The following is a 25,294-nucleotide window of genomic DNA, read 5'->3' as shown; positions in this document are numbered from 1 at the left end:
TTTTTTCGTGGTGATGCCGTGAGTGCTTTTACCTTTAGCAAGCTGGTGATTTTCGGCGTCGGCCTGATCGGCGGATCGCTGGCGCGCGCGCTGCGCGAACGCGGCGCGGCGGTGCAGGGCGCCGAGGTGATCGGCGTGGGCCGCAACGCGCGGTCGGTCGAGCGCGCGCTCGAACTCGGCGTGATCGACACCGCCGTGACGCTCGACGACGACGCGGCGCTCGCCGTCGCGCTCGCGGGCGCCGACATCGTGCTGATCGCCGCGCCCGTCGCACAGACGCGGACGCTGCTCGAACGCATCGCGCCGCATCTCGACGCGAAGACCATCGTGACCGACGCGGGCAGCACCAAGAGCGACGTGATCGCGGCGGCGCGCGCGGTGCTGGGCGAACGTGTCCGGCAGTTCGTGCCGGCCCATCCGATCGCGGGCCGCGAGTCGAGCGGCGTCGAAGCCGCGCTGCCCGATCTCTACGTGGGGCGCAACGTCGTGCTGTGTCCGTTGCCGGAAAACGCGCCCGACACGGTCGCGTGCGTGGCGGCGATGTGGCAGGCCACCGGCGCCGTGATCGGCGAGATGTCGGGCGAGCAGCACGATCACGTGTTCGCCTCGGTCAGCCATCTGCCGCACGTGCTGTCGTTCGCGCTCGTCGACCAGATTCTCGACACGCCCGACGCCGAACTGAAGTTCTCTTTCGCCGCGGGCGGTTTCCGCGACTTCACGCGCATTGCCGCGTCGAGCCCCGAGATGTGGCGCGACGTGTGCCTCGCGAACCGTTCCGCGCTGCTCGCGGAACTCGACGGCTACACTGAAGTACTCGCGAAACTGCGCGCGGCCATCGACGCCGGCGACGGCGTGGCGCTCGAAACCGTGTTCGCGCGCTCGCGCGCGGCGCGCAAGGCGTGGCAGGAGCGCGGCGGCAATCACGCGGGTGCGGCGCCGGGCGCGGCGTCGGCAGCACTCGACGCCATGCCCGACAAATAAGCGGACCCGCCAGCGAACGCAACAGCACGCACATTGACAAGCAGCCGCGACGGCTCGCCTACCCGGCGGCCGCCGGCTCGGCAACAGGCATCACCAGGAAACGTTCATGGAACACCTCGATCTCGGACCGTTCACCCGTGCGACCGGCACGATCCGTCTGCCCGGCTCGAAGAGCATCTCGAACCGCGTGCTGCTGCTCGCGGCGCTTGCCGAGGGCGAAACGACCATCACGAATCTGCTCGATTCCGACGACACGCGCGTGATGCTCGACGCGCTCGACAAGCTCGGCGTGAAGCTCAAGCGCGAGGGCGACACCTGCGTCGTGCAGGGCACGCGCGGCGCGTTCCAGGCGGTGCGCGCCGACCTGTTCCTCGGCAACGCGGGCACGGCCGTGCGTCCGCTCACGGCGGCGCTCGCGGTCAATGGCGGCGACTACCGCATTCACGGCGTGCCGCGCATGCACGAACGGCCAATCGGCGATCTCGTCGACGGCCTGCGCCAGATCGGCGCGAAGATCGATTACGAAGAGAACGACGGCTATCCGCCGCTGCGCATCCGTCCGGCGCAGATCGACGTGACGGCGCCCATTCGCGTGCGCGGCGACGTGTCGAGCCAGTTCCTCACGGCGCTGCTGATGACGCTGCCGCTCGTGCGCGCCGAAGGCGGCGTGACCGTGGTCGAAGTGGAGGGCGAGCTGATCTCGAAGCCCTACATCGACATCACGATCAAGCTGATGGCGCGCTTCGGCGTGAACGTCGAGCGTAACAACGGCTGGCATCGCTTCGAGATTCCTGCGGGCGTGCGCTACCAGTCGCCGGGCAAGATCATGGTGGAAGGCGACGCGTCGAGCGCGTCGTATTTCCTCGCGGCGGGCGCCATCGGCGGCGGCCCGATTCGCGTGGAAGGCGTGGGCCGCGCGAGCATCCAGGGCGATGTCGCCTTCGCGGCGGCGCTCATGAAGATGGGCGCGAACGTCACGGTCGCGGACGACTGGATCGAGGTGCGCGGCATCGGCAACGATCACGGCAAGCTCGATCCCATCGACATGGACTTCAACCTGATTCCCGACGCGGCCATGACGATCGCCGTGGCCGCGCTGTTCGCCGACGGCGCGACCACGCTGCGCAACATCGCGAGCTGGCGCGTGAAGGAAACCGACCGTATTGCCGCGATGGCCACGGAACTGCGCAAGGTCGGCGCCGAAGTGGAGGAGGGCCCCGATTACCTGATCGTGCGCCCGCCCGAAAAGCTCACGCCCAACGCGGCCATCGACACCTACGACGATCACCGCATGGCCATGTGCTTCTCGCTCGTGAGCCTCGGCGGCGTGCCGGTGCGCATCAACGACCCGAAGTGCGTCGGCAAGACCTTCCCCGATTATTTCGAGCGCTTCCTGGCGCTCGCGCAACCCTGACTTTTCGTCGCGATAGCACACGCCGCATGAAACCGACTCGTCCCTTTTATCCGACGCCCGTCATCACGATCGACGGCCCCACCGCTTCCGGCAAGGGCACGGTGGCCACGCTGGTCGCCGCGCACATGGGCTTCCACCTGCTCGACAGCGGCGCGCTCTACCGGCTCGCGGCGCTCGCGAGCATGCGCTACGAGATCGCCGCCGACGACGCCGACGGCCTCGCGAGACTCATCGACGATCTCCACATCACGTTCCGCGAGGGGCTCGCGCAGCTCGACGGCGTTGACGTTTCGAACGAAATCCGCGCCGAGCAAGTGGGCAACCGCGCCTCGATGATCGCGGCGCATCCGGGCGTGCGTACCGCGCTGGTGGCGCGCCAGCGGGCGTTCCGCAAGCTGCCCGGCCTCGTCGCGGACGGCCGCGACATGGGCACGGTGATCTTCCCGGACGCGGTTCTGAAGGTCTTCCTGACGGCCAGCGTGGAGGCCCGCGCGGCCCGCCGGCATAAGCAATTGATCCAAAAAGGATTTTCTGCTAATATGGATGACTTGCTCCGGGATTTGCGTGAACGCGACGCGCGCGACAGTGGTCGTGCAGCCGCGCCGCTCAAGCCCGCAGCGGATGCGCAGCTGTTGGATACCTCGGCGCTGTCCATCGACCAGGCGGTCGAGCAGGTCGTGCAGTGGTATCAGGCATTGCCCGTGCGGCACTCCGAGGCTCACGGCAAAGCGCAGTGAAACAGGCAATACAGCAGTAGGTAGTGGTTGTTCCGTGTTGGTGCCCCGCATGAAGCAGGGCGTTATTTAACCCCTTAACCCCGTTTGGTTTTCGCATCCGTGCCGCGAACGTCGCGTTCCGGCCTCAACGCCAAGCCGTCAAGACTGACTGGCGAGGCAGCGCAAACCATGCAAATACAGATTTTTATGTCCGATCTGCAAACCTCCACCCCGAATACCGAATCTTTCGCGGCTCTGTTCGAAGAGTCGCTGACCCGCCAGGACATGCGTGCCGGCGAAGTCATCTCCGCTGAAGTCGTCCGCGTCGACCACAACTTCGTGGTTGTCAACGCTGGCCTGAAGTCCGAGGCCTACATTCCCATCGAGGAATTCCTGAACGACCAGGGCGAAGTGGAGGTTCAATCGGGCGATTTCGTTTCCGTCGCGATCGACGCGCTGGAAAACGGCTATGGCGACACGATCCTGTCGCGCGACAAGGCGAAGCGTCTCGCTTCGTGGCTGTCGCTGGAAAAGGCGCTCGACAACAACGAACTCGTGACCGGCACGATCACGGGCAAGGTCAAGGGCGGCATGACCGTGATGGTCAACGGCATCCGCGCGTTCCTGCCGGGTTCGCTCGTCGACACGCGTCCGGTCAAGGACACGACGCCGTACGAAGGCAAGACGCTCGAATTCCGCGTCATCAAGCTCGACCGCAAGCGTAACAACGTCGTGCTGTCGCGCCGCGCAGTGATCGAAGCCACGCAAGGCGAAGAGCGCGCAAAGCTGCTCGAAACGCTGAAGGAAGGCGCGATCGTCAACGGCGTGGTCAAGAACATCACCGACTACGGCGCGTTCGTGGACCTCGGCGGCATCGACGGCCTGCTGCACATCACCGACATCGCATGGCGTCGCGTGCGTCACCCGTCGGAAGTGCTGTCGGTCGGCCAGGAAGTCACGGCCAAGATCCTTAAGTTCGACCAGGAAAAGAACCGCGTTTCGCTCGGTATCAAGCAACTGGGCGACGATCCGTGGGAAGGCATCTCGCGCCGTTACCCGTCGGGCACGCGCCTGTTCGGTAAGGTCACGAATATCACCGACTACGGCGCGTTCGTCGAAGTCGAGTCGGGTATCGAAGGCCTCGTCCACGTTTCGGAAATGGACTGGACGAACAAGAACGTTGCACCGTCGAAGGTTGTGCAACTGGGCGACGAAGTCGAAGTCATGGTCCTCGAGATCGACGAAGACCGCCGCCGCATCTCGCTCGGCATGAAGCAGTGCAAGCCGAATCCGTGGGATGACTTCAGCCGCAACTACAAGAAGGGCGACAAGCTGCAAGGCGCGATCAAGTCGATCACCGACTTCGGCGTGTTCATCGGTCTGCCCGGCGGTATCGACGGTCTGGTTCACCTTTCGGACCTGTCGTGGTCGGAAACCGGCGAAGAAGCCGTCCGCAAGTACAAGAAGGGCGACGAAGTCGAAGCCGTGGTTCTGGGCATCGACGTCGAGAAGGAACGCATTTCGCTCGGCATCAAGCAGCTCGAAGGCGACCCGTTCAGCAACTTCGTGGCGATCAACGACAAGGGCGCAACGGTTGACGGCGTCGTGAAGTCGGTGGACGCGAAGGGTGCTGTCATCACGCTGACGGCCGACGTCGAAGGCTACCTGCGTGCTTCGGAAATCGCGCAAGACCGCGTGGAAGATGCTCGCAACGTGCTGAAGGAAGGCGACAAGGTCAACGCGATGATCATCAACATCGATCGCAAGTCGCGCGGCATCAACCTGTCGATCAAGGCCAAGGATTCGGCCGAGACGCAGGAAGCACTCCGCAGCATGTCGTCGGATAACGGTTCGGCTGCCACCGGCACGACCAACCTGGGCGCGCTGCTGAAGGCCAAGCTCGACGGCCAGAACCAGTAAGGCCTCAAACGGGGGCAAGCTGAAGTATGACCAAATCTGAATTGGTCGCGCAGCTGGCTACGCGATTTCCGCAACTTGTTCTCAAGGACGCGGATTTCGCGGTCAAAACGATGCTCGACGCGATGTCCGAGGCGCTTGCCAAGGGTCATCGCATCGAAATTCGTGGTTTTGGCAGCTTCGGCCTGAATCGCCGGCCGTCGCGCGTTGGGCGCAATCCCAAGTCGGGCGAAAAGGTGTTGGTGCCTGAGAAGTTCGTACCGCACTTCAAGCCTGGCAAGGAACTGCGCGAACGCGTGGACCGTCGATCGGGCGAGCCGCTCAAGGCCGAAGAGCCGGACGACGACCTGTAAGCGCTCGCTGTAATGGGCGATTGCGGTCGTCGGCGGTCAATGCCAGATGGCCAGAATGTATGGACCGGAAGAAAGCGCCGGGGTCTCGCGACCCCGGCGTTTTTCGTTCGCGGCTTTCGCGCCGCGGCGGGTGCGGCCGATGCGACGGCTGGCACGTGCCGGTGGGCGGGGCCTTCATTTACAATACGGGGCACTTCGCGGGACACATCGCAAAGCGCGCCGTACGCGCTGCGAAGGCGTGCAACGCCAGTCCCGCCCGTGCTTTTCGAAACTGCCAAGAGAATCCTTCATGAGATTGATCGCCTGGGTGATCCGTGTGCTGGTGTTCGTGCTGCTGCTCGTGCTCGCGCTCGCCAACACGCAAACCGCGACGCTTAACTTCCTGGCCGGATATTCGTGGCAGGCTCCGCTGATCCTGATCGGCCTCGCGTTCTTCGTGGTCGGCTTGCTGGCGGGGCTGCTGTCGGCGCTGCCGGCCGTGTTCCGGCTGCGCATGGAAAACGCGCGCCTGAAGCGCGAGCTGCGCGTGGCGCGTGAAACGCCCATCGCGCCGGTGGAGCCGCCGCTGCCGCCGCTCATCTGATTCCGCTTTGCCGCGCGCGCCTCGCGCGTGCGGTCCACAACTGCCCAACCCATCGCTCGCATGGATCTCGATTTTTGGTGGCTCCTCGTCATTCCGGTCGCGTTCGCGCTCGGCTGGATGGCGTCGCGCTACGACCTGAAGGCGCTGCTGTCCGAAAGCGCCAACCTGCCGCGCTCGTATTTCCGCGGTCTCAATTTCCTCTTGAACGAGCAGCCCGACAAGGCCATCGACGCGTTCATCGAGGTCGCCAAGCTCGACCCCGAAACGGTCGAGCTGCACTTCGCGCTCGGCAACCTGTTCCGCCGCCGCGGCGAAACCGACCGCGCGATCCGCGTGCATCAGAACCTGCTCTCGCGTTCCGACCTGCCCGTGAACGAGCGCGATCACGCGCTCTTCGAACTCGGCCAGGACTTCCTCAAGGCGGGCCTGCTCGACCGCGCGGAAGAAACCTTCGGCAAGCTCAAGTCGGGCGACTACGCGCTCGGCGCGCAGCGCGCGCTGCTCACGATCTACGAGATCGAGAAGGACTGGAACCGGTGTATCGATACGGCGCGCTCGCTCGAGACCATGGGCGCCGCGCCGCTCGGCCTCGAAATCGCGCAGTTCCATTGCGAGCTGGCGCAGGAAGCGCTGCAACAAAAGCAGGCCGATGAAGCGCGCCGCCAGTTGTCGCTCGCGCTCAAGGCGAACCCGCAGAACGTGCGCGCGACGATCCTCGCGGGCGACGTGGACGCGGCGAGCGGCGCGTCGGAGTCGGCGCTCGCGCATTGGCGCGAGGTCGAGGCGCAAAATCCCGCGTATCTGCCCCTTGTCGCCGAAAAGGTGATGAAGGCGTACGAAACGCTCGGCCGCGCCGACGAGGGCGCGCAGCTGCTCACGACCTGGGTGGATACGTATCCGTCCAACGATCTGCTCGATGTGGCCTATAAATATGTGGCGGCCCTGCGCGGCGCGGAGGCGGCGCACACGCTCGCCCGCACGCAGATGCAGAAGTCGCCGAATCTCGCGGGCATGTCGCGGCTGCTCGAAGCGCAGCACGCCACCGCCGAGGAGCCGCGCCGCAGCGAGCTGGAGCTCATGCGCAAGCTGTTGCAGCAGCGCACCAAGAATCTGCCGCGCTACACGTGCCAGAACTGCGGCTTCCGCGCGCGGCTTTTCTACTGGCAATGTCCGGGCTGCAGCGGCTGGGAAACCTATGCGCCGCGCCGCGTCGAACCGATTCCCGCTTCGAGCTGAGCCTGAACCCGCAGCACCACCAGGCCAGCGCGTTGCCCGAAGCAAGCCGGTAGTCCCGCGCGCGAAGCGCGGGCAACCGGGCGCCCCAACGTCTTTTCATCATCTGCTTCAGTCATCGGAGCGCCTATGAAGATCACCATTATCGGCACCGGCTATGTCGGCCTCGTCACGGGGGCGTGTCTGGCCGAAATCGGCCACGACGTGTTCTGCCTCGACGTCGATCCGCGCAAGATCGACATCCTCAACGGCGGCGGCGTGCCGATCCACGAACCGGGACTGCTCGAACTGATCGCGCGCAATCGCGCGGCCGGGCGCATCACGTTTTCCACCGATATCGCGGCAAGCGTCGCGCACGGCGAGGTGCAGTTCATCGCCGTCGGCACGCCGCCCGACGAAGACGGTTCGGCGGATCTCCAATACGTGCTCGAAGCCGCGCGCAGCATCGGCCGTTACATGGACGGCTTCAAGGTGATCGTCGACAAATCGACGGTGCCCGTGGGCACGGCGCAGCGCGTGCAGGCCGTGGTCGCCGAAGAACTCGCGAAGCGCGGTTTGGGCGCGAGCGCGCCGCATCGCTTCTCGGTGGTTTCGAACCCCGAGTTCCTCAAGGAAGGCGCGGCCGTCGACGACTTCATGCGGCCCGACCGCATCATCATCGGTATCGACGAAGACGAGAACGGCAAGCTCGCGCGCGAGAAGATGAAGCGCCTCTACGCGCCGTTCAACCGCAATCACGAACGCACGATCTACATGGACGTGCGTTCGGCCGAGTTCACGAAATACGCGGCCAACGCGATGCTGGCCACGCGCATCTCGTTCATGAACGAGATGGCGAATCTCGCCGATCGCGTGGGCGCCGACATCGAGGCGGTGCGCCGCGGCATCGGTTCCGATCCGCGCATCGGCTATCACTTTCTCTACGCGGGCTGCGGCTACGGCGGCTCGTGCTTCCCGAAGGACGTGCAGGCGCTGATCCGCACGGCCGCCGAGTCGGGCCAGAACCTGCGCATTCTCGAGGCGGTCGAGGACGTCAATCACGGGCAGAAGGAAGTGCTCGTGAAGAAGATCGTGAGCGCGTGCGGCGAGGATCTGACGGGCCAGCACTTCGCGGTCTGGGGTCTCGCGTTCAAGCCGAATACCGACGACATGCGCGAGGCGCCGAGCCGCCGCTTGATCGCCGATCTGCTCGCGCGCGGCGCGACCGTGGCGGCCTACGACCCCGTTGCGACCGAGGAAGCCAGGCGCGTGTTCGCGCTCGATCTCGCCGACGCGCCCGGGCAGCACGAACGTTTGACCTTCGCGACGAGCCAGGACGACGCGCTCGCGGGCGCCCACGCGCTGGTGATCGTCACCGAATGGACGGCGTTCAAGGCGCCCGACTTCGCGTATCTGAAGTCGGTGCTCAAGGCGCCGCGCATTTTCGACGGACGCAATCTCTACGAGCCGGACGCGATGGCCGAGCTCGGCATTGACTATTACTCGATTGGGCGACCCCATGCCAAACATGCAAACTCCACAGTCTGACACCGTGCCCAGCGTGAAGATCGTGCCACGCGAGACGCTGGCGAAATCGCGCGTGCTCGTGGTCGGCGACGTGATGCTCGACCGCTACTGGTTCGGCGACGTCAACCGCATCTCGCCGGAAGCGCCCGTGCCGGTCGTGCACGTGCAGCGTCAGGAAGACCGTCTGGGCGGCGCCGCGAACGTCGCGCGCAACGCGGTCGCGATCGGTGCGCAGGCGGGGCTGCTGTGCGTCGTGGGTCACGACGAGCCGGGCGAGCGTATCGTCGGGCTGCTCGGCGAGAGCAACGTGCAGGCGTATCTCGAGCGCGATCCCGCGCTGCCGACCACCATCAAGCTGCGCGTGCTGTCGCGCCAGCAGCAGTTGCTGCGTGTCGACTTCGAGAACACGCCCGCGCACGAAGTGCTGCTCGCGGGCCTCGCGCGCTTCGACGCGCTGCTGCCCAGCCACGATGTGATCCTCATGTCGGACTACGCGAAAGGCGGCCTCACGCACGTCACGCAGATGATCTCGAAGGCGCGCGCCGCCGGTAAAGCCGTGCTCGTCGATCCGAAGGGCGACGACTGGGAGCGTTATCGCGGCGCGAGCGTGATCACGCCGAATCGCGCGGAACTGCGCGAGGTGATCGGCACGTGGAAATCCGAGGAAGATCTGCTCGCGCGCGTGACGAAGCTGCGCCGCGACCTGCAGATCGACGCGCTGCTGCTCACGCGCTCGGAAGAGGGTATGACGCTCTTTTCCGACGAGGGCGTGAGGCACGCGGCCGCCGATGCACGCGAAGTGTATGATGTCTCGGGCGCCGGCGACACGGTCATCGCGACCGTGGCGGCCATGCTGGGCGCGGGCCTCCCGCTCGCCGAAGGCGTCGCGCTCGCGAACCGCGCGGCCGGCATTGTGGTCGGCAAGCTCGGTACGGCCACCGTCGACTACGACGAACTGTTTGCATGACGTTCCGCGCGCGGCGCGCGAGTTGCGCGCGGCCGTCAACGAAATCACGCCGGCCGGGACTTCTGGAGAGTGGTCCCGGCGGCGCATCAACCTCCTGTCAACCCGGCGTCAAGCGCGCTTCATCGCACAGCAATCATGACCCTCATCGTCACCGGCGCGGCCGGCTTCATCGGCAGCAATATCGTCAAGGCGCTCAACGAACGCGGCGAAGACCGCATCATCGCCGTCGACAATCTCACCCGCGCGGATAAATTCCGTAATCTCGTCGATTGCGAGATCGACGATTACATCGACAAGACCGAGTTCGTCGAACGCTTCGCGCGCGGCGACTTCGGCAAGGTCCGCGCGATCTTTCATGAAGGCGCCTGCTCGGACACGATGGAGACCGACGGCCGCTACATGATGGACAACAACTTCCGCTATAGCCGCGCCGTGCTCGACACGTGCCTCGCGCAAGGCGTGCAGTTTCTCTACGCGTCGTCGGCGGCGATCTATGGCGGCTCGAGCCGCTTTGTCGAAGACCGCGAAGTGGAAGCGCCGCTCAATGTGTACGGCTATTCGAAGTTCCTGTTCGACCAGGTGATCCGCCGCGTGCTGCCCACGGCGAAGAGCCAGATCGCGGGCTTTCGCTACTTCAACGTGTACGGCCAGCGCGAGACGCACAAGGCGCGCATGGCTTCGGTGGCGTTCCACAACTTCAACCAGTTCCGCGCCGAAGGCAAGGTCAAGCTGTTCGGCGAGTACAACGGCTATGCGCCGGGCGAGCAGACGCGCGACTTTGTTTCGGTCGAGGACGTGGTGAAGGTCAACCTGTTCTTCTTCGATCATCCGGAGAAGAGCGGCATCTTCAATCTGGGCAGCGGCCGCGCCCAGCCGTTCAACGACATTGCCACGAGCGTGGTCAACACGCTGCGCGCGATGGAAGGCAAGGGCGCGCTTTCGCTCGAGGAGCAGGTGAAGGAAGGCCTGATCGAGTACATCCCGTTCCCGGACGCGCTGCGCGGCAAGTACCAGTGCTTCACGCAGGCGGACCAGAGCAAGCTGCGCGCGGCGGGCTACGACGCGCCGTTCCTGACGGTTCAGGAAGGCGTGGATCGTTACGTACGTTGGCTGTCTGGCCAGGTGTAACGCGAAGCCGCGACTTCATAAACTGGACTCTCCTCGCCGGCGATGGTCGCCGGCGGGTGCTAACGGAGATCCAGCATGAAGATCAAGCAGTGGTTCGCAGCGGCGGCGTTGCTCGCCGCATTCGGCCAGGCGTTCGCGGCCGTGGACGTCAATAGCGCCAACGAAGACGCGCTGCGCGGCATCAAGGGCATCGGCCCCGCGCGCGCCAAAGCCATTCTCGACGAGCGGGGCGCGCACGGTCCGTTCAAGGACGCGTCCGATCTCGGCAAGCGCGTGAAGGGCCTGGGCGGCCACACCGTCGAGCGCTTGCAGGCCGAAGGGCTGGCGGTCGGGCCCGCGAACGCACAACCGGCGCAGGGGGCGCAGGCGGCTCAAAAGGTCGCGCAGGCGTCGCCTGCCAAACCGGGCGCGCAGACCACGCCCGCCGTGACGGTCAAGAAGTAGCCCGGCTCCAGTACTGAATCTTTTCGGGCGAGGCCGCCGGTGCGCAACGGCGGCATCGCCCAGGCAGTCTCCTTCAGGTGTCGCACAGGCGCAGCGCAAACGTAGCTGCGCCGCGACGTTGACCCGCAGCCCGCGCTGCGGGCTTTTTGCATCGGTGTTCGCGTTGCTGCCTTGAGTGGCTGTTCGGCTTGCCATACGAGCGCCACGTCCCCACGCGCAGCAGGGCTAAAGGTGCCCCTCAGCGGTGCATCCCCGCGTGGTTTAGAATCGATAGATCCAGTTAATCGCGCCTTACTGTCATCCCATGCCCTACAAGACCATCGAAGACACGATCGGCAACACGCCGCTCGTGCAACTCGTCCGCCTCGCCGACGAAGACATCCGCTCCCGCAACAACGTCATTCTCGCGAAGCTCGAGGGCAACAATCCGGCGGGTTCGGTGAAGGACCGTCCGGCGCTTTCGATGATCCGCAAGGCCGAAGAGCGTGGCCGCATCAAGCCGGGCGACACGCTGATCGAAGCGACCAGCGGCAACACGGGCATCGCGCTGGCCATGGCCGCGGCCATTCGCGGCTACAAGATGGTGCTGATCATGCCGGAAGACCTGTCGGTCGAGCGCCGTCAGAGCATGGCCGCCTATGGCGCGGAAATCCTGCTCACGCCCGTGAAGGGCGGCATGGAATACGCGCGCGATCTCGCCGACCAGATGCAGCGCGACGGCAAGGGCATCATCCTCGACCAGTTCGCGAACCCCGACAATCCGCTCGCGCACTACGAAACCACCGGCCCCGAGATCTGGCGCGAAACGGAAGGGCGCATCACGCACTTCGTTTCGTCGATGGGCACGACGGGCACGATCATGGGCACCTCGCAGTATCTGAAGGAAAAGAATCCCGCGATCGAGATCGTGGGGGCGCAGCCGGAAGACGGCTCGCGCATTCCCGGCATCCGCAAGTGGCCCGAAGCCTATTTGCCGAAGATCTTCGATCGCAGCCGCGTGGATCGCGTGGAAAACGTGAGCCAGGCCGCCGCCGAGAACATGGCGCGCCGTCTCGCCTCGGTCGAAGGCATCTTCGCCGGTATTTCCTCGGGCGGCGCGGGCGAAGTGGCGTTGCGCCTCGCGCGCCAGCTCGAAAACGCGACGATCGTGTTCATCGTCTGCGATCGCGGCGACCGTTATCTGTCGACGGGCGTGTTCCCGGCTTGATCGGCACGGCGGTAAACGCAAACGGCCTTCGGGGTTTCCGAAGGCCGTTTTGCTTTGAGGCGCGGCGTTGCCGGTTATGGCTGCGGCTGCGCGGGCAACTGGGCAGGCGGCATCGCGGCCGGATTCGTCGTGTTGCCGTTGTAGCGGGGATAGCCGCTGGCGGGCGAGGGCGCGGCGACGCCGGTGTTTGCGCCGTTGCTCAGGCCAGGGTTGAGACCGTTCGCCGCGCGGCTGGAAGGCATTGCCGGGGGAATGTTCGAAGCCGGCGCGCTCGAAGGCGCGCCTGAAGGCACATTCGAAGGCGCATTCGAAGGCATATTGGCGGGCGCATTCATGGGCGCCGTCGTCGTACTCTTCGTGGTGCTGATCCCCACGCCCGGCGCCGTTGCCAGCATCTGCGCCTTCACGCGCTGGCCGAGCTGATACACCGAAAGCGCGTAGAAGAAGCTGCGGTTATAGCGCGTGAGCACGTAGAAGTTCTTCAGGCCCAGCATGTATTCGGTGGCGCGGCCAGGCGTGGGCAGGTCGACGACCGTGACGGGCGTGCTCGCTTCCGCCGCGATGTCCACGTCGGGTTGATCGAGCGCGAGGCCCGAGCGCAGCAACTGGTCGAGCGGCCAGCGCGGTTCCGGCTTGCCGTCGGCGGCGGCCTGCGCGATGCCCAGGCTGCCCGCGTCGCTCGCGATGCGCCACACCACGGGGCGGCCCGTTTCCCAGCCGTTCTGCTTCAGATAGTTCGCGACGCTGCCGATCGCGTCGGCGGTGCTGTTGCGCAGATCGATATGGTGATCGCCTTGATAGTCGACGGCGTATTGCACGATGCTGCTCGGCAGGAACTGCGGAATGCCGATCGCGCCCGTGTACGAACCCAGCACCGACGACGGATCGATCTGCGCGTCGCGCGTCCACACCAGGTAGTCTTCGAGATTCTTGCGGAACGTTGCCATACGATCCGCGCGATTGGGCGTGTTCGGGTAATCGAACGCGAGCGTGGTGAGCGCGTCCAGCACGCGGAAGTTGCCCATGTAGCGGCCGTAGATCGTCTCCACGCCGATGATGCCGACGATCACTTCCGGCGGTACGCCGAACTCGTCCGACGCGCGTTGCAAGGTGGCCTGATTCGCGCGCCAGAACTTCACGCCCGCGTTGATGCGCACCGTGTCGAGAAAGCGCGCCTGATACGCGCGCCAGTTCTTGATGCCGGGCGTGGTCGAGGGCGTGACGAGCTTGACCGCCGTGGCCGAATAGCTCGCGCTCGCGAACAGCGCGTGCAGCGCGCCCGGGTCGAAGTCGTAACGCGCGACCATGTCGTTGATGAAACCGTCCACGTCGGGATTGTTCGCGTAGCGTTGCGGGACGATTTCCTCCTCGAACGTCTGGCCCTGCGACGCCGGCGCTTGCGGTTGAGCCTGCGCGGGCGTGACGGGTGCAGCGGGCGCAGCGGGTGCGACGGGGGCGCTGGGTACCGCGGGCGCGTTCGCCGGGGCACCCGTTTGCGCGCGCGCGGCCCCCGCGCTCAACGACGCCGCCACGCAGAGCGCGAGGGCGAGAGTCGTGCGATGCGTGCGGCCGGAGGCGGACGGGGCGGTCTTGAGCGTCATGTGCGGGGGGATCGAAGCGGTGGAGAATATCCGGGCCAGTATACCCGAGGGTCTGTTACGAACCGCCTCACTGTGCGCGGGCCCACACAGGGCGCGCGAAGTCGCTGTGGTAACGTGGTGGCTCGTTGCGGCGCGTTGTGAATGGATTGCGCGCGCCGCACGCAATCCATCAGCACATGGGGCGGGAGTCACTCCCGCCAACATTAAGGAGACCCGCGGCGTCGTGCAGGTGGCGAGCCGCGGCAAGCGCGACTCATGACGACCGGTTTCTTCACGCATCCCGACTTTTTGCGGCACGAGATGGGCGAGTGGCATCCCGAATGCCCCGCGCGTCTGCAGGCTATCGAAGATCAGCTGATCGCGGGCCGCATCGACACGTTGATCGAGCGCGACGAATCCGCGCCGCTCGCCAGCGAGGCCGATCTCCTGCGCGTGCACACGCAGGCGCACATCGACACGTTGCGCAAGATGGCGCCGCGGGAAGGCTACGCGGAACTCGACCCCGACACGCTGATGAACCCGCACACGTGGCAGGCCGCGCTGCGCGCCGCGGGCGCGGCGATCGCGGCCACCGACGCCGTGCTCGCGGGCCGTTACGAAAACGCGTTCTGCAGCGTGCGGCCGCCCGGCCATCACGCGGAACCGGCGCGCGCCATGGGCTTCTGCTTCTTCAACAACGTCGCGATCGCGGCGCGCCACGCGCTGGAGGTGCACGGGCTCGAGCGCGTGGCCATCGTCGACTTCGACGTGCATCACGGCAACGGCACCGAGGCCGCGTTCGCCAACGACTCGCGCGTGCTCATGTGCAGCTTCTTCCAGCATCCGTTCTATCCGTATTCGGGCGCCGAAGATCCCGCGCCGAACATGGTGAATCTGCCGATCGCCGCGCGCACCAAAGGCATGGACGTGCGCGAGGCCATCGACATCATGTGGCTGCCGCGCCTGCACGAATTCAAGCCGCAGATGCTGTTCGTCTCCGCGGGCTTCGACGCGCATCGCGAGGACGATCTCGGCAATCTCGGTCTCGTCGAGGACGACTTCGCGTGGATCACGGAGCAGGTGCGCGCGATCGCGAATCGCTACGCCAAAGGGCGCATCGTGAGCTGCCTCGAAGGCGGCTACAACCTTTCCGCGCTCGGGCGCAGCGTGGTCGCGCATTTGCGCGCGCTCGCCGATATCTGAGCGCTGCAACCGCACGCCGCCTGCGCGGCATCGATCGAAGGAGAAACGCGTCATGAATGCCGCTTCGCCGTCTTCCGCTGATTCCGCAGGACAAGTCGATACCGCGCCGCTCGTCGAAGTCACGCACGATGCGTACGGCGTACCCGGCGTCGCGCGCCTCACGCTCAACCGGCCCGACGCGTTCAACGCGCTCTCCGAAGCGCTCATCGACGCGCTGCAAGCCGAGCTACTGGCGCTCGCGAAGTCCGCGGCGCGCGTGGTCGTGATCGCGGCGGCGGGGCGCGCGTTCTGCGCGGGCCACGATCTCAAGGAAATGCGCGCGGCGCCCTCGCACGGCTATTACGCGAAGCTGTTCGAGCGCTGCTCGAAGATGATGCTGACGATCCAGAAGATGCCGCAGCCCGTGATCGCGCGCGTGCAGGGCGTGGCCACGGCCGCCGGTTGCCAGCTGGTGGCGATGTGCGATCTCGCGGTGGCCGCCGATAGCGCGCGCTTCGCCGTATCGGGTATCAATCTGGGCTTGTTCTGCTCGACGCCGGCCGTGCCGCTCACGCGCAACGTGTCGCGCAAGGCCGCGTTCGAGATGCTGATGACAGGCGACTTCATCGACGCGCCCACGGCATTGCGCGAAGGTCTCGTGAACCGCGTGGTGGCCGCCGGCGAACTCGATGCCGCCGTCACGGCCCTCGCCGCGAGTATCTGCGCGAAGCCGCGCGCGACGGTCGCGGCGGGCAAGGGCCTGTTCTACCGGCAGCTCGAAATGGGCGTGGAGGCCGCGTACCAGCTCGCCGGGCAGACCATGGCGTGCAACATGATGGACGACGCCGCGCTCGACGGCGTGCAGGCGTTCATCGACAAACGCGGCGTGAAATAACCGCGCCTGGCGCGACGGCGGACGTCACGCGAGATCGGTCGGCCAGGAGTGGCGGTCGATCCAGTCCATCATGGTGGCGATCACGCGCTCGCGATCGAGATCGTTGAGCGTCTCGTGATAACTCCCTTCGTAAAACGTGAGCGTGCGATCGGGCGAGCCCACGTGCTCGCCGAACGCGCGGCTGCCTTCGGGTTCCGTGAGCTTGTCCTCGGTGCCGTGCCACACCAGCACGGGCAGTCGTAACTGCGCGCGGCCCGCGGCGATGCGCTGCATCGCGCCGAGCAGTTCGGCGCCCGTGCGCGCGGGAATCGCGCCGTGATGCACGAGCGTGTCGGCGCGATTGGCGGCGACCACGGCGGGGTCGCGCGAGAGCAGCGCGGCGTCGATCTTCAGTGCGGGAAAGCGCGGCCACACGGCGCTCATCACGCGGCTCGCGGCGATCATCCACGCGGGCACGTCGCGGCCCGGCGCGAGCGCGGCGCTCGACAGCAGCAGTCCCGCGAGCGGCACGCGCGTGCGCGGCAGGCGTTCGACCGCATAGAGCGCCGCGATCGCGCCGCCCATGCTGTGGCCCATCAGAAAGAGCGGCGTGGCGCGCGGCGCGCATTCGGCGCTCGCATGGTCGATGAGCGCCGCGGCGTCGTCGAGATAATCGTCGAAGCGCGTGACCCAGGCGCGGCGGCCCGGCGCGTGGCCGTGCCCGCGCAAGTCGATGGCATAAACGTCGATGCCGGCGGCGCGTAACCGGGCGGCGAGGGCGGCGTAACGCGCCGCGTGCTCGGCGAGGCCGTGCAGCAGGGCGATGGCGGCACGCCGCGGCGGCTTCGCGCGCCAGACATAGAGCGGTAATTCGGTGCCGTCGCGCGTGCGCAGCGTCGAGCGTTGCGGCACTTCGGCAAAAGCGCCGGGCGTCGTGCGCGAAGTGGCGGCCAAAGGGGGCACGTCGGGCGCGCCCGCAGATGTCTCCGTCATTGTTGTTCCCGGTTAGAACGATTGTTGTCGGTGCCGGACTGTCGGAGGAGTGTAGCGGCCCGCGCCGGCCGACGAGTCGCGGCAATCCTCTAATGCTCTATCGTTATGAAAACATCAAAAACGATTATTAAAAGGAATGTGGGCGGCTGAGGTAAAATGCCGGGCTACATCCAGTCCACAACGGCGGCTGTCTGCCGGCGCGACGCGACTTCCCCGCGATGTTTTCATCGCCCGGAACCGCAAGCGGCGCGCGGCGCACCCGCCGTTTCGTTTTTTCCATGATCGAAATTCGAAACGTGTCCCAGCGCTTCGCCGGCCCACAAGGCTGGATCGAGGCGCTGCACAACGTCAATCTGACGGTTCCGCCGGGCGAAGTGTTCGGCATCATCGGGCGCAGCGGAGCGGGCAAGAGCACGCTCGTGCGCACCATCAATCTGCTCACGCGGCCCACCGAAGGCGATATCGTCGTCAACGGCCGCACGCTCACGTCGCTCTCCAGCGCGGACCTGCGCGAGGCGCGCCGCGAGATCGGCATGATCTTCCAGCATTTCAATCTGCTCTCGTCGCGTACGGTGTTCGACAACGTCGCGCTGCCGCTCGAACTCGCGGGCGTGAAGCGCGCCGAGATCGAGGCGACGGTGCTGCCGCTGCTCGAGCTCGTGGGCCTCACGGCGCAGAAGGACCGCTATCCCTCGCAGATCAGCGGCGGCCAGAAGCAGCGCGTGGGTATCGCGCGCGCGCTCGCGAGCAAGCCGAAGGTGCTGCTCTCGGACGAAGCGACTTCCGCGCTCGACCCCGAAACCACGCGCGCGATTCTCGATCTGCTGCGCAAGATCAATCGCGAGCTGAATCTGACGATCGTGATGATCACGCACCAGATGGAAGTGATCAAACAGGTCTGCGACCGCGTGGCCGTGCTCGACGCGGGCCGCGTGGTGGAAAGCGGTCCCGTGCTCGACGTGTTCCTGCAACCGCGCCACGAAGTCACGCGCGCGCTGCTCGGCGACGTGATCGCGCAGGAACTGCCGCCCGCGCTCAAGGCGCGCGTGGCCGAGCATCTCGCGAAGGGCAGCGGCCATTTGCTGCGCCTGGCGTTCAAGGGCACGGGCGTCGACCAGCCGGTGCTTTCGGAAACCATTCGCCGCTTCGAACTCGATTTCAACATCCTGCACGGCCAGATCGACGAGATCCAGGGTCAGGCGTTCGGTTCGCTCGCGGTGCTCGCGGGCGGCGATCCGGTCAAGGTGGCGCAGGCGATCGCCTGGCTGCGCGAACAAGGCGTGGTGGTGGAGGAACTGTCCCATGTGGAGTGAAATGTTCGACATGTTCGTCCAGTCGTTCTGGGAAACGCTCGTCATGGTGGGCATCTCGGGACTCGTGGGCGCGGCCATCGGCTTGCCGCTCGGCGTGCTGCTCTATCTCACCGACCGCAACGGCGTGCTGCAGAACATCGCCGCCAATCGCGTGATGGGTGTGATCGTCAATGCGGTGCGCTCGACGCCGTTCATCATCCTGCTCGTGGCCGTGATTCCGTTCACGCGCCTCGTGGTGGGGTCGTCGATCGGCACGGCCGCGGCCGTCGTGCCGCTCACCATCGCGGCGGCGCCGTTCATCGCGCGGCTCGTGGAAACGGCGTTGCGCGAGGTCGATCGCGGCCTGATCGAAGCGGCGCAGGCCATGGGCGCGAGCACGAGCCAGATCGTCTTCAAGGTGCTGTTGCCCGAGTCGCTGCCCGGCGTGGTGGCCGGTCTGACGATCACGTTCATCTCGCTCGTCGGCTATTCGGCGATGGCGGGCGCGATTGGCGGCGGCGGTCTCGGCGACCTCGGCATTCGCTACGGGTATCAGCGTTTCGAGCCCGAGGTCATGCTGATCGTGGTCGTGATCCTGATCGTGTTCGTGCAGCTCGTGCAGTCGTTCGGCGACTGGCTCGTGCGGCGCCTCAGTCACAAATGAGCCTTAAAACCAGCCGTAAATAATCACCATTACTCTTCGAGACAAAGGTTCGGTATGCAACGTCGCTTCATGATTCGTCTGGCCGCCGCGTTCGGCGCGGCTTCGCTCTTCGCCACGCTCGCACCGCTCGCGCACGCGGACGACACCATCAAGGTCGGCGTGACGGGCGGCCCGCACGAGCAGGTGATGGAAGTCGTGAAGCGCGTGGCCGCGAAGAATGGCCTCGCCATCAAGATCGTCGAATTTTCCGACTACGTGCAGCCGAACGCGGCGCTCGCGGGCGGCGATCTCGACGCGAACAGCTACCAGCACGGCCCGTATCTCGACGCGCAGGTGAAGGATCGCGGCTACAAGCTCATCAAGATCGCGGACACCATCACGTTCCCGATGGGCATCTACTCGAAGAAGATCAAGTCGCTCGCGGAACTGAAGCCGGGCGCGCGCATTGCGGTACCGAACGACCCGACCAATGGCGGGCGTGCGTTGCTGTTGCTGCAGAAGCAGGGCCTCATCAAGCTGCGCGCCGAAGCGGGCCTGAAGGCCACGCCGCTCGATATCGTCGATAACCCGCGCAAGCTGAAGATCGTCGAACTGGACGCCGCGCAGATTCCGCGTTCGCTCGACGACGTGGACGCCGCCGCCATCAACACGAATTTCGCGATGCAGGCGGGGCTGAAGCCGAGGCAGGACGCGATCGCGATCGAAGACCCGAAGGGCCCGTATGTGAACGTGCTGGTTATTCGCGAAGCCGACCGCAACAAGCCGTGGGTGGCGAAGCTGGTGGCCGCGTATCACTCGCCCGAGGTCAAGCAGTACGTGGAAGCGACGTTCGGCGGCGCGGTCATCACGTCCTGGTGAGCGCGTTTGCGCGTGATCGGGCATCGCTTGGCCGGGCCGATTAGAGATACCCGTCGGGTCCCGGGCTTGAGGCCCGGGTTTTTTCCGACTTAAAATCGCACGATCGTTCGCCCTTGCGTGCCCGCTTCAACGGCGCGTGGATCGGGCGGCTGGCGGCCCCGCCGCGAAGGCGCGGCGGCGGCAGTGCGGGAAAATGCTGGCGGCGCGGGCGCCCCGAAGGCCTCTCGCTATAATGTCCGCCAGGTTGACGTATTCGTAACTTTGGAGCGTGTGAATGAAAGTCCTTGTGCCAGTCAAACGCGTAGTGGATTACAACGTGAAGGTCCGTGTGAAGTCGGATGGCACGGGTGTGGATATCGCCAACGTGAAGATGTCGATGAATCCGTTCGACGAGATCGCCGTTGAAGAGGCGGTGCGTTTGAAGGAAGCGGGCGTGGCGACCGAAGTGATCGCCGTGTCGTGCGGCGTGACGCAAGCGCAGGAAACGCTGCGCACGGCGCTCGCGATTGGCGCGGACCGTGCGATTCTCGTGGAGTCGAGCGAGGATTTGCAGCCGCTGGCGGTGGCTAAATTGCTGAAGGCTTTGGTCGATAAAGAGCAACCTTCGTTGATTATTCTCGGCAAGCAAGCCATCGACGACGATTCGAACCAGACCGGCCAGATGCTCGCCGCGCTCGCGAATCTGCCGCAAGCGACGTTCGCCTCGAAAGTGACGGTTGCCGATGGCAAGGCCACGGTCGCGCGTGAAGTCGATGGCGGCGCGGAAACGCTTTCGCTCACGCTGCCCGCTGTCGTGACCACGGATCTTCGTTTGAACGAGCCGCGCTACGTCACGCTGCCGAACATCATGAAGGCAAAGAAGAAGCCTCTGGAGACGATCAAGCCCGAAGACCTTGGCGTGGATGTCACGCCGCGTCTGAAGACGCTCAAGGTCGCTGAACCGCCCAAGCGCAGCGCGGGCGTGAAGGTGCCGGACGTGAAGACGCTGGTCGAGAAGCTGAAGACCGAAGCCAAGGTGCTGTAAGGGGAGCCGAAAAATGACAACGCTGGTTATTGCTGAACACGACAACGCTACGATCAAGGCCGCGACGCTGAACACGGTTGCCGCTGCGCAGAAGATTGGTGGCGACGTGCACGTGCTGGTCGCGGGCCACAACGCACAGGCCGCCGCCGATGCCGCCGCGAAGATCGCAGGCGTGGCGAAGGTGCTGCTCGCCGATGCGCCACAACTCGAACAAGGCCTCGCGGAAAACGTCGAAGCGACGGTTTTGAACATCGCGAAGAACTACTCGCACATTCTCGCGCCCGCTACGGCCGCAGGTAAAAACGTCGCGCCGCGCATCGCCGCGAAGCTCGACGTTGCGCAGATCAGCGACATCACCGCAGTGGATTCCGCCGATACGTTCGAGCGTCCGATCTACGCGGGCAATGCCATCGCCACGGTGCAATCGGCGGATCCGATCAAGGTCATCACGGTTCGCGCAACGGGCTTCGACCCGGTCGCGGCGGAAGGCGGCAGCGCCTCGGTGGAAAAGATCGAAGCGGCCGCAGACAGCGGTCTCTCGCAGTTCGTGAGCCGCGAAGTCACCAAGCTCGATCGCCCGGAACTCACGAGCGCGAAGATCATCGTTTCGGGTGGCCGCGGTCTGGGCAGCGGCGAGAACTACACGAAGGTGCTGGAACCGCTCGCCGACAAACTCGGCGCGGCACTCGGCGCCTCGCGTGCCGCCGTGGACGCGGGCTACGTGCCGAACGACTTTCAGGTCGGCCAAACGGGCAAGATCGTCGCGCCGCAGCTTTATGTGGCCGTCGGTATCTCGGGCGCCATTCAGCATCTCGCGGGCATGAAGGACTCGAAGGTCATCGTCGCCATCAACAAGGACGAAGAAGCGCCGATCTTCAGCGTGGCCGATTACGGTCTCGTGGGCGACCTGTTCGCGGTCGTGCCGGAACTCGTGAAGGAACTCGGCTGATCGCCGAAGTCACACAGCAAAGCGCCGCCGTCATGACTCAGCACATTGACGCAGCGACGTAAGCGAAGCAACAAAGGGGCGCACAGGCGCCCCTTTGTCATTTGTGCATCAAGGTAAGCCCCGTCCACGCCAGCATCACCCAGCCACGGAGGAGACATGTACCAGGCGCCCACGAGCGACATGCTGTTCGTCATGAAGGAACTCGCCGGACTCGACGAGATCGCCGCGTTGCCGGGCTGCGAAGACGCCACGCCCGAAACCGTCGAAGCCGTGTTGCACGAAGCCGCGAAACTCTGCGGCGAAGTCATCGCGCCGTTGAACGAGGCGGGCGATCGCGATCCCAGCCGGTGGGTTGCCGAAAACGGCGGCACGGTCCACGCCACACCCGGTTTCGCCGAGGCCTTCCGGCAATACGTGGAAGGCGGCTGGCAGGGCGTGCAGCATCCTCAGGAATACGAAGGACAAGGCTTGCCGAAGCTGGTCGGCACGCCGTGCGTGGAGATGCTCAACGCGGCGAATCTCTCGTTCGCGCTGTGCCCCTTGCTCACCGACGGCGCCATCGAGGCCTTGCTCACCGCAGGCAGCGACGCGCAGAAGCAGCTATTCGTGCCGAAGCTGATTTCGGGCGAGTGGACCGGCACGATGAATCTCACGGAACCGCAGGCGGGCTCCGATCTCGCGGCTGTGCGCACGCGCGCCGAGCCGCAGGGCGACGGCACCTACAAGCTGTTCGGCACGAAAATCTTCATCACGTGGGGCGAGCACGACATGGCGGAGAACATCGTGCATCTCGTGCTCGCGCGTACGCCCGATGCGCCCGAAGGCGTCAAGGGCATTTCGCTCTTTATCGTGCCGAAGTTTCTCGTCGACGAAAACGGCGCGCTGGGCGCGCGCAACGACGTGCATTGCGTGTCGATCGAGCACAAGCTCGGCATCAAGGCGAGCCCGACGGCGGTGTTGCAGTACGGCGATCACGGCGGCGCGATCGGGCAGTTGATCGGCGAGGAAAACCGCGGGCTCGAATACATGTTCATCATGATGAACGCCGCGCGTTTCGCCGTGGGCATGCAAGGCGTGGCGATCGCCGACCGCGCGTACCAGAAGGCGCTCGCCTATGCGAAGGAACGCGTGCAGAGCCGCCCCGTGGACGGCTCCGCGAAAGCGGCGGCGACCATCATTCACCATCCCGACGTGCGCCGCATGCTCGGCACCATGCGCGCGCTCACCGAAGGCGCTCGCGCGCTCGCTTACGTGGCCGCGGGCGAGAGCGACCGCGCGCATCACGAGCCCGACGCCGAAGCGCGCGAACGTCACCGCGCGCGCTACGAATATCTCGTGCCGATCGTGAAGGGCTGGAGCACGGAACTCTCCGTCGACGTCACGAGCCTCGGTGTGCAGGTGCATGGCGGCATGGGTTTCATCGAGGAAACCGGCGCCGCGCAGTTCTATCGCGACGCGCGCATTCTGCCGATCTACGAAGGCACCACGGCGATCCAGGCGAACGACCTGATCGGGCGCAAGACGTTGCGCGACGGCGGGGCGGCCGCGAAGGCGCTGATCGACGACATGGGCGCAACGGTGCAGGCGCTCGGCGCACAAGACGGCGCCGCGTTCGAGTGGATGCAGCGGCATCTCGCGGCGGGGGCGAAGGCGTTCGCGTCGGCGGTGGACTTCGTGCTCGCGAATGCGAAGAACGATCCGAACGCGGTGTTCGCGGGCAGCGTGCCGTATCTGAAGCTCGCGGGCATCGTGTTGTGCGGCTGGCAAATGGCGCGCGCGATGCTCGCCTCGCAGCGCCTCATGAACGACGACCCGAAGTTCCACGGTGCGAAGATCGCGACGGCGCAGTGCTACGCGCAACAAGTGCTGCCGCAGGCCGTGGCGCTCGAGGCGGCCATCGTGAGCGCGAAGGGCGGCGAGGGCGTGCTCGCGCTGAGCGAAGATCAGTTCTGAGATCGGTGCGCATATCGGTGCAAATGCGCGGCGGGAAATGCAACACGGCGCCTCGCGAGGCGCCGTGTTGTTGTGTGCCGATAACGACCAACGACCGCGAAAGCGGCCCGCGCGTTACGCGTAAGCCGGACGATGCGCGCCGTGCGTGTCGCCGAGATAGCGATGCACCGAAAGATCGTCGGCCTTGATCGCGGGCTGCTTGCCCGAGATGAGGTCGGCCAGGAGCTGACCCGAGCCGCACGACATGGTCCAGCCGAGCGTGCCGTGGCCCGTGTTCAGGAACAGGTTCGAGAGCGGCGTGCGGCCGACCACGGGCGTGCCGTCCGGCGTCATCGGGCGCAGGCCGGTCCAGAAGGTGGCCTGGCTCGTGTCGCCGCCGCCGGGGAACAGATCGTTCACGCACATTTCCAGCGTTTCGCGGCGCGCCTGCTTGAGCGTCTTGTCGTAGCCGACGATCTCGGCCATGCCGCCCACGCGAATGCGATCGTCGAAACGCGTTATCGCGATCTTGTAGGTTTCGTCGAGCACGGTGGAAACCGGCGCGGCGCTCGCATTCACGATGGGCGCCGTGATCGAATACCCCTTGAGCGGATACACGGGAATCTTCACGAGGCCCGCGAGCATTTGCGTCGAGAACGAGCCGAGCGCGACCACGTAGGCGTCGGCGCGCACGACTTCCGCGCCGCACTGCACGCCGTTGATCTTGTCGCCGGAAACGATCAGGCCGTCGATGGGCGTGTTGTAGCGGAACTTCACGCCAAGCTCGGCCGCCATGGCCGCGAGGCGCGTGGTGAAGAGCTGGCAGTCGCCGGTTTCGTCGCCGGGCAGACGCAGGCCGCCCGTGAGCTTGCCCGCAACCGCGGCGAGCGCGGGTTCGGCGCGGCCCAGTTCGCTGGCGGTGAGCAGTTCGTAGGGCACGTTGGCGTCCTTGAGCACCGCGATGTCCTTCGCCGCGCCCTCGAATTGCTGCTGCGTGCGGAACACCTGGAGCGTGCCGCCGGTGCGGCCTTCGTACTGGATGCCGGTGTCGGCGCGCAGTGCTTGCAGGCAATCGCGGCTGTATTCGGCGAGACGCACCATGCGGCCCTTGTTGAGCGCATAGCGTTCGGCCGTGCAGTTCTGCAGCATCTGCCACATCCACTGCAGCTGAAACTTCGTGCCGTCGAGACGGATGGCGAGCGGCGCGTGCTTTTCGAACATCCACTTGATGGCCTTGAGCGGCACACCCGGAGCCGCCCACGGCGCCGCGTAGCCCGGCGAGATCTGGCCGGCGTTCGCAAAGCTGGTCTCGAGTGCGGGACCGGTTTCGCGGTCGATCACGGTCACTTCGTGGCCCGCGCGGGCAAGATACCAGGCGCTGGCCACCCCGACCACACCACTGCCCAACACGACGACTCGCATAGCTGCTCCTGAGGATTTGTTGACGCTACGCCGCGCTGCCTCGGGGCGCTCGGTGCTCGTTGTGGCACGCATAGC

The 25,294-nt window shown here is 65.8% G+C and carries 23 protein-coding genes; 20 read left to right on the top strand and 3 right to left on the bottom strand.

The features are described from left to right. Window positions 1-18: 18 nt before the first annotated feature. The 12 genes from FAZ98_RS09810 to cysM all read left to right on the top strand — a co-directional run bounded on the left by FAZ98_RS09810 (window position 19) and on the right by cysM (window position 12,449). The gene (locus FAZ98_RS09810; RefSeq protein ID WP_158951035.1) at window positions 19-981 is read left to right on the top strand and encodes a prephenate dehydrogenase; all 963 of its coding nucleotides are present in this window, start codon (window positions 19-21) and stop codon (window positions 979-981) included. Between the two features lie 106 nt (window positions 982-1,087). Next, window positions 1,088-2,395 carry a 3-phosphoshikimate 1-carboxyvinyltransferase gene (aroA, locus tag FAZ98_RS09805; protein ID WP_158951034.1) on the top strand — a complete coding sequence of 436 codons (1,308 nt, stop codon included), beginning with the start codon at window positions 1,088-1,090 and terminating at the stop codon, window positions 2,393-2,395. A gap of 26 nt (window positions 2,396-2,421) precedes the next feature. Beyond that, window positions 2,422-3,132: a (d)CMP kinase gene (gene cmk, locus FAZ98_RS09800; protein WP_158951033.1), complete on the top strand. Its 711-nt coding sequence runs from the start codon at window positions 2,422-2,424 to the stop codon at window positions 3,130-3,132. Window positions 3,133-3,300: 168 nt separating this feature from the next. Continuing rightward, a complete protein-coding gene (rpsA, locus tag FAZ98_RS09795; RefSeq protein WP_158951032.1) occupies window positions 3,301-5,031 on the top strand; it encodes a 30S ribosomal protein S1 in 1,731 nt (576 codons plus the stop codon). A gap of 26 nt (window positions 5,032-5,057) precedes the next feature. Continuing rightward, complete coding sequence (locus tag FAZ98_RS09790; RefSeq protein WP_103707056.1) at window positions 5,058-5,381, top strand: integration host factor subunit beta; 324 nt, start codon at window positions 5,058-5,060, stop codon at window positions 5,379-5,381. A gap of 289 nt (window positions 5,382-5,670) precedes the next feature. Further along, a complete protein-coding gene (locus FAZ98_RS09785; RefSeq protein WP_158951031.1) occupies window positions 5,671-5,964 on the top strand; it encodes a lipopolysaccharide assembly protein LapA domain-containing protein in 294 nt (97 codons plus the stop codon). Window positions 5,965-6,024: 60 nt separating this feature from the next. Further along, on the top strand, window positions 6,025-7,200 hold the full coding sequence (gene lapB / locus FAZ98_RS09780; RefSeq protein ID WP_158951030.1) for a lipopolysaccharide assembly protein LapB: 1,176 nt from the start codon (window positions 6,025-6,027) through the stop codon (window positions 7,198-7,200). Between the two features lie 126 nt (window positions 7,201-7,326). Further along, on the top strand, window positions 7,327-8,724 hold the full coding sequence (locus FAZ98_RS09775; RefSeq protein ID WP_158951029.1) for a UDP-glucose dehydrogenase family protein: 1,398 nt from the start codon (window positions 7,327-7,329) through the stop codon (window positions 8,722-8,724). Next, complete coding sequence (gene rfaE1, locus FAZ98_RS09770; protein ID WP_158951028.1) at window positions 8,705-9,670, top strand: D-glycero-beta-D-manno-heptose-7-phosphate kinase; 966 nt, start codon at window positions 8,705-8,707, stop codon at window positions 9,668-9,670. Before FAZ98_RS09775 ends, rfaE1 begins: the two co-directional genes overlap by 20 nt. A 135-nt stretch (window positions 9,671-9,805) precedes the next feature. Then, window positions 9,806-10,798 carry an ADP-glyceromanno-heptose 6-epimerase gene (gene rfaD, locus FAZ98_RS09765; protein WP_158951027.1) on the top strand — a complete coding sequence of 331 codons (993 nt, stop codon included), beginning with the start codon at window positions 9,806-9,808 and terminating at the stop codon, window positions 10,796-10,798. Between the two features lie 75 nt (window positions 10,799-10,873). Continuing rightward, window positions 10,874-11,242, top strand: coding sequence for a ComEA family DNA-binding protein (locus FAZ98_RS09760; RefSeq protein ID WP_158951026.1), 369 nt, complete (start codon window positions 10,874-10,876; stop codon window positions 11,240-11,242). A 304-nt stretch (window positions 11,243-11,546) separates the two neighbouring features. Beyond that, entirely contained in the window at window positions 11,547-12,449 is a 903-nt protein-coding gene (gene cysM, locus FAZ98_RS09755; RefSeq protein ID WP_158951025.1) for a cysteine synthase CysM, read from the top strand. Window positions 12,450-12,523: 74 nt separating this feature from the next. Here cysM and mltB read toward each other — a convergent pair whose 3' ends face one another. Further along, window positions 12,524-14,050 carry a lytic murein transglycosylase B gene (gene mltB, locus FAZ98_RS09750; RefSeq protein ID WP_158951024.1) on the bottom strand — a complete coding sequence of 509 codons (1,527 nt, stop codon included), beginning with the start codon at window positions 14,048-14,050 and terminating at the stop codon, window positions 12,524-12,526. Between the two features lie 255 nt (window positions 14,051-14,305). On the opposite strand from mltB, the gene FAZ98_RS09745 reads away from it, so the two are divergent. Further along, window positions 14,306-15,232: a histone deacetylase family protein gene (locus FAZ98_RS09745; protein WP_158951023.1), complete on the top strand. Its 927-nt coding sequence runs from the start codon at window positions 14,306-14,308 to the stop codon at window positions 15,230-15,232. A gap of 52 nt (window positions 15,233-15,284) precedes the next feature. Continuing rightward, a complete protein-coding gene (locus FAZ98_RS09740) occupies window positions 15,285-16,106 on the top strand; it encodes an enoyl-CoA hydratase (RefSeq protein WP_158951022.1) in 822 nt (273 codons plus the stop codon). A 24-nt stretch (window positions 16,107-16,130) separates the two neighbouring features. Here FAZ98_RS09740 and FAZ98_RS09735 read toward each other — a convergent pair whose 3' ends face one another. Next, window positions 16,131-17,078, bottom strand: coding sequence for an alpha/beta hydrolase (locus FAZ98_RS09735; protein ID WP_158951021.1), 948 nt, complete (start codon window positions 17,076-17,078; stop codon window positions 16,131-16,133). Window positions 17,079-17,356: 278 nt separating this feature from the next. Between FAZ98_RS09735 and FAZ98_RS09730 the strand changes: the two genes are divergently transcribed. From FAZ98_RS09730 to FAZ98_RS09705, 6 genes are all read left to right on the top strand, one after another. Then, a complete protein-coding gene (locus FAZ98_RS09730) occupies window positions 17,357-18,391 on the top strand; it encodes a methionine ABC transporter ATP-binding protein (RefSeq protein WP_158951020.1) in 1,035 nt (344 codons plus the stop codon). Next, complete coding sequence (locus FAZ98_RS09725) at window positions 18,381-19,034, top strand: methionine ABC transporter permease (RefSeq protein WP_069262628.1); 654 nt, start codon at window positions 18,381-18,383, stop codon at window positions 19,032-19,034. Before FAZ98_RS09730 ends, FAZ98_RS09725 begins: the two co-directional genes overlap by 11 nt. Window positions 19,035-19,088: 54 nt before the next feature. Further along, window positions 19,089-19,892 carry a MetQ/NlpA family ABC transporter substrate-binding protein gene (locus FAZ98_RS09720; protein ID WP_158951019.1) on the top strand — a complete coding sequence of 268 codons (804 nt, stop codon included), beginning with the start codon at window positions 19,089-19,091 and terminating at the stop codon, window positions 19,890-19,892. Window positions 19,893-20,166: 274 nt separating this feature from the next. Then, window positions 20,167-20,916 (top strand): electron transfer flavoprotein subunit beta/FixA family protein, encoded by a 750-nt coding sequence (locus FAZ98_RS09715; RefSeq protein WP_158951018.1) that lies wholly within the window; start codon window positions 20,167-20,169, stop codon window positions 20,914-20,916. Between the two features lie 13 nt (window positions 20,917-20,929). Further along, window positions 20,930-21,865 carry an electron transfer flavoprotein subunit alpha/FixB family protein gene (locus FAZ98_RS09710; protein WP_158951017.1) on the top strand — a complete coding sequence of 312 codons (936 nt, stop codon included), beginning with the start codon at window positions 20,930-20,932 and terminating at the stop codon, window positions 21,863-21,865. 156 nt (window positions 21,866-22,021) lie between these two features. Next, window positions 22,022-23,818, top strand: a complete 1,797-nt coding sequence (locus FAZ98_RS09705) for an acyl-CoA dehydrogenase (RefSeq protein WP_158951016.1) — start codon at window positions 22,022-22,024, stop codon at window positions 23,816-23,818. Window positions 23,819-23,932: 114 nt separating this feature from the next. Here the strand turns inward: FAZ98_RS09705 and FAZ98_RS09700 are convergent, their stop codons facing one another. Continuing rightward, entirely contained in the window at window positions 23,933-25,219 is a 1,287-nt protein-coding gene (locus tag FAZ98_RS09700; RefSeq protein ID WP_158951015.1) for a D-amino acid dehydrogenase, read from the bottom strand. Window positions 25,220-25,294: the final 75 nt, after the last annotated feature.

It is taken from the genome of Paraburkholderia acidisoli, assembly GCF_009789675.1.
In the GTDB taxonomy this organism is placed as follows: domain Bacteria; phylum Pseudomonadota; class Gammaproteobacteria; order Burkholderiales; family Burkholderiaceae; genus Paraburkholderia; species Paraburkholderia acidisoli.
This window is presented reverse-complemented; position numbering and strand designations above follow the sequence as displayed.

Excerpts from the sequence above, each read along its gene's own strand:
- FAZ98_RS09705 (WP_158951016.1), top strand. The coding sequence starts at position 22,022 with ATGTACCAGGCGCCCACGAGCGACATGCTGTTCGTCATGAAGGAACTC.
- FAZ98_RS09710 (WP_158951017.1), top strand. The coding sequence starts at position 20,930 with ATGACAACGCTGGTTATTGCTGAACACGACAACGCTACGATCAAGGCC.
- lapB (WP_158951030.1), top strand. The coding sequence starts at position 6,025 with ATGGATCTCGATTTTTGGTGGCTCCTCGTCATTCCGGTCGCGTTCGCG.
- cmk (WP_158951033.1), top strand. The coding sequence starts at position 2,422 with ATGAAACCGACTCGTCCCTTTTATCCGACGCCCGTCATCACGATCGAC.
- cysM (WP_158951025.1), top strand. The coding sequence starts at position 11,547 with ATGCCCTACAAGACCATCGAAGACACGATCGGCAACACGCCGCTCGTG.
- FAZ98_RS09735 (WP_158951021.1), bottom strand. The coding sequence starts at position 17,078 with ATGACGGAGACATCTGCGGGCGCGCCCGACGTGCCCCCTTTGGCCGCC.
- rfaE1 (WP_158951028.1), top strand. The coding sequence starts at position 8,705 with ATGCAAACTCCACAGTCTGACACCGTGCCCAGCGTGAAGATCGTGCCA.
- FAZ98_RS09775 (WP_158951029.1), top strand. The coding sequence starts at position 7,327 with ATGAAGATCACCATTATCGGCACCGGCTATGTCGGCCTCGTCACGGGG.
- FAZ98_RS09700 (WP_158951015.1), bottom strand. The coding sequence starts at position 25,219 with ATGCGAGTCGTCGTGTTGGGCAGTGGTGTGGTCGGGGTGGCCAGCGCC.
- aroA (WP_158951034.1), top strand. The coding sequence starts at position 1,088 with ATGGAACACCTCGATCTCGGACCGTTCACCCGTGCGACCGGCACGATC.
- FAZ98_RS09760 (WP_158951026.1), top strand. The coding sequence starts at position 10,874 with ATGAAGATCAAGCAGTGGTTCGCAGCGGCGGCGTTGCTCGCCGCATTC.
- FAZ98_RS09720 (WP_158951019.1), top strand. The coding sequence starts at position 19,089 with ATGCAACGTCGCTTCATGATTCGTCTGGCCGCCGCGTTCGGCGCGGCT.
- FAZ98_RS09740 (WP_158951022.1), top strand. The coding sequence starts at position 15,285 with ATGAATGCCGCTTCGCCGTCTTCCGCTGATTCCGCAGGACAAGTCGAT.
- mltB (WP_158951024.1), bottom strand. The coding sequence starts at position 14,050 with ATGACGCTCAAGACCGCCCCGTCCGCCTCCGGCCGCACGCATCGCACG.
- FAZ98_RS09725 (WP_069262628.1), top strand. The coding sequence starts at position 18,381 with ATGTGGAGTGAAATGTTCGACATGTTCGTCCAGTCGTTCTGGGAAACG.
- FAZ98_RS09715 (WP_158951018.1), top strand. The coding sequence starts at position 20,167 with ATGAAAGTCCTTGTGCCAGTCAAACGCGTAGTGGATTACAACGTGAAG.
- FAZ98_RS09745 (WP_158951023.1), top strand. The coding sequence starts at position 14,306 with ATGACGACCGGTTTCTTCACGCATCCCGACTTTTTGCGGCACGAGATG.
- FAZ98_RS09790 (WP_103707056.1), top strand. The coding sequence starts at position 5,058 with ATGACCAAATCTGAATTGGTCGCGCAGCTGGCTACGCGATTTCCGCAA.
- rfaD (WP_158951027.1), top strand. The coding sequence starts at position 9,806 with ATGACCCTCATCGTCACCGGCGCGGCCGGCTTCATCGGCAGCAATATC.
- FAZ98_RS09730 (WP_158951020.1), top strand. The coding sequence starts at position 17,357 with ATGATCGAAATTCGAAACGTGTCCCAGCGCTTCGCCGGCCCACAAGGC.
- rpsA (WP_158951032.1), top strand. The coding sequence starts at position 3,301 with ATGCAAATACAGATTTTTATGTCCGATCTGCAAACCTCCACCCCGAAT.
- FAZ98_RS09785 (WP_158951031.1), top strand. The coding sequence starts at position 5,671 with ATGAGATTGATCGCCTGGGTGATCCGTGTGCTGGTGTTCGTGCTGCTG.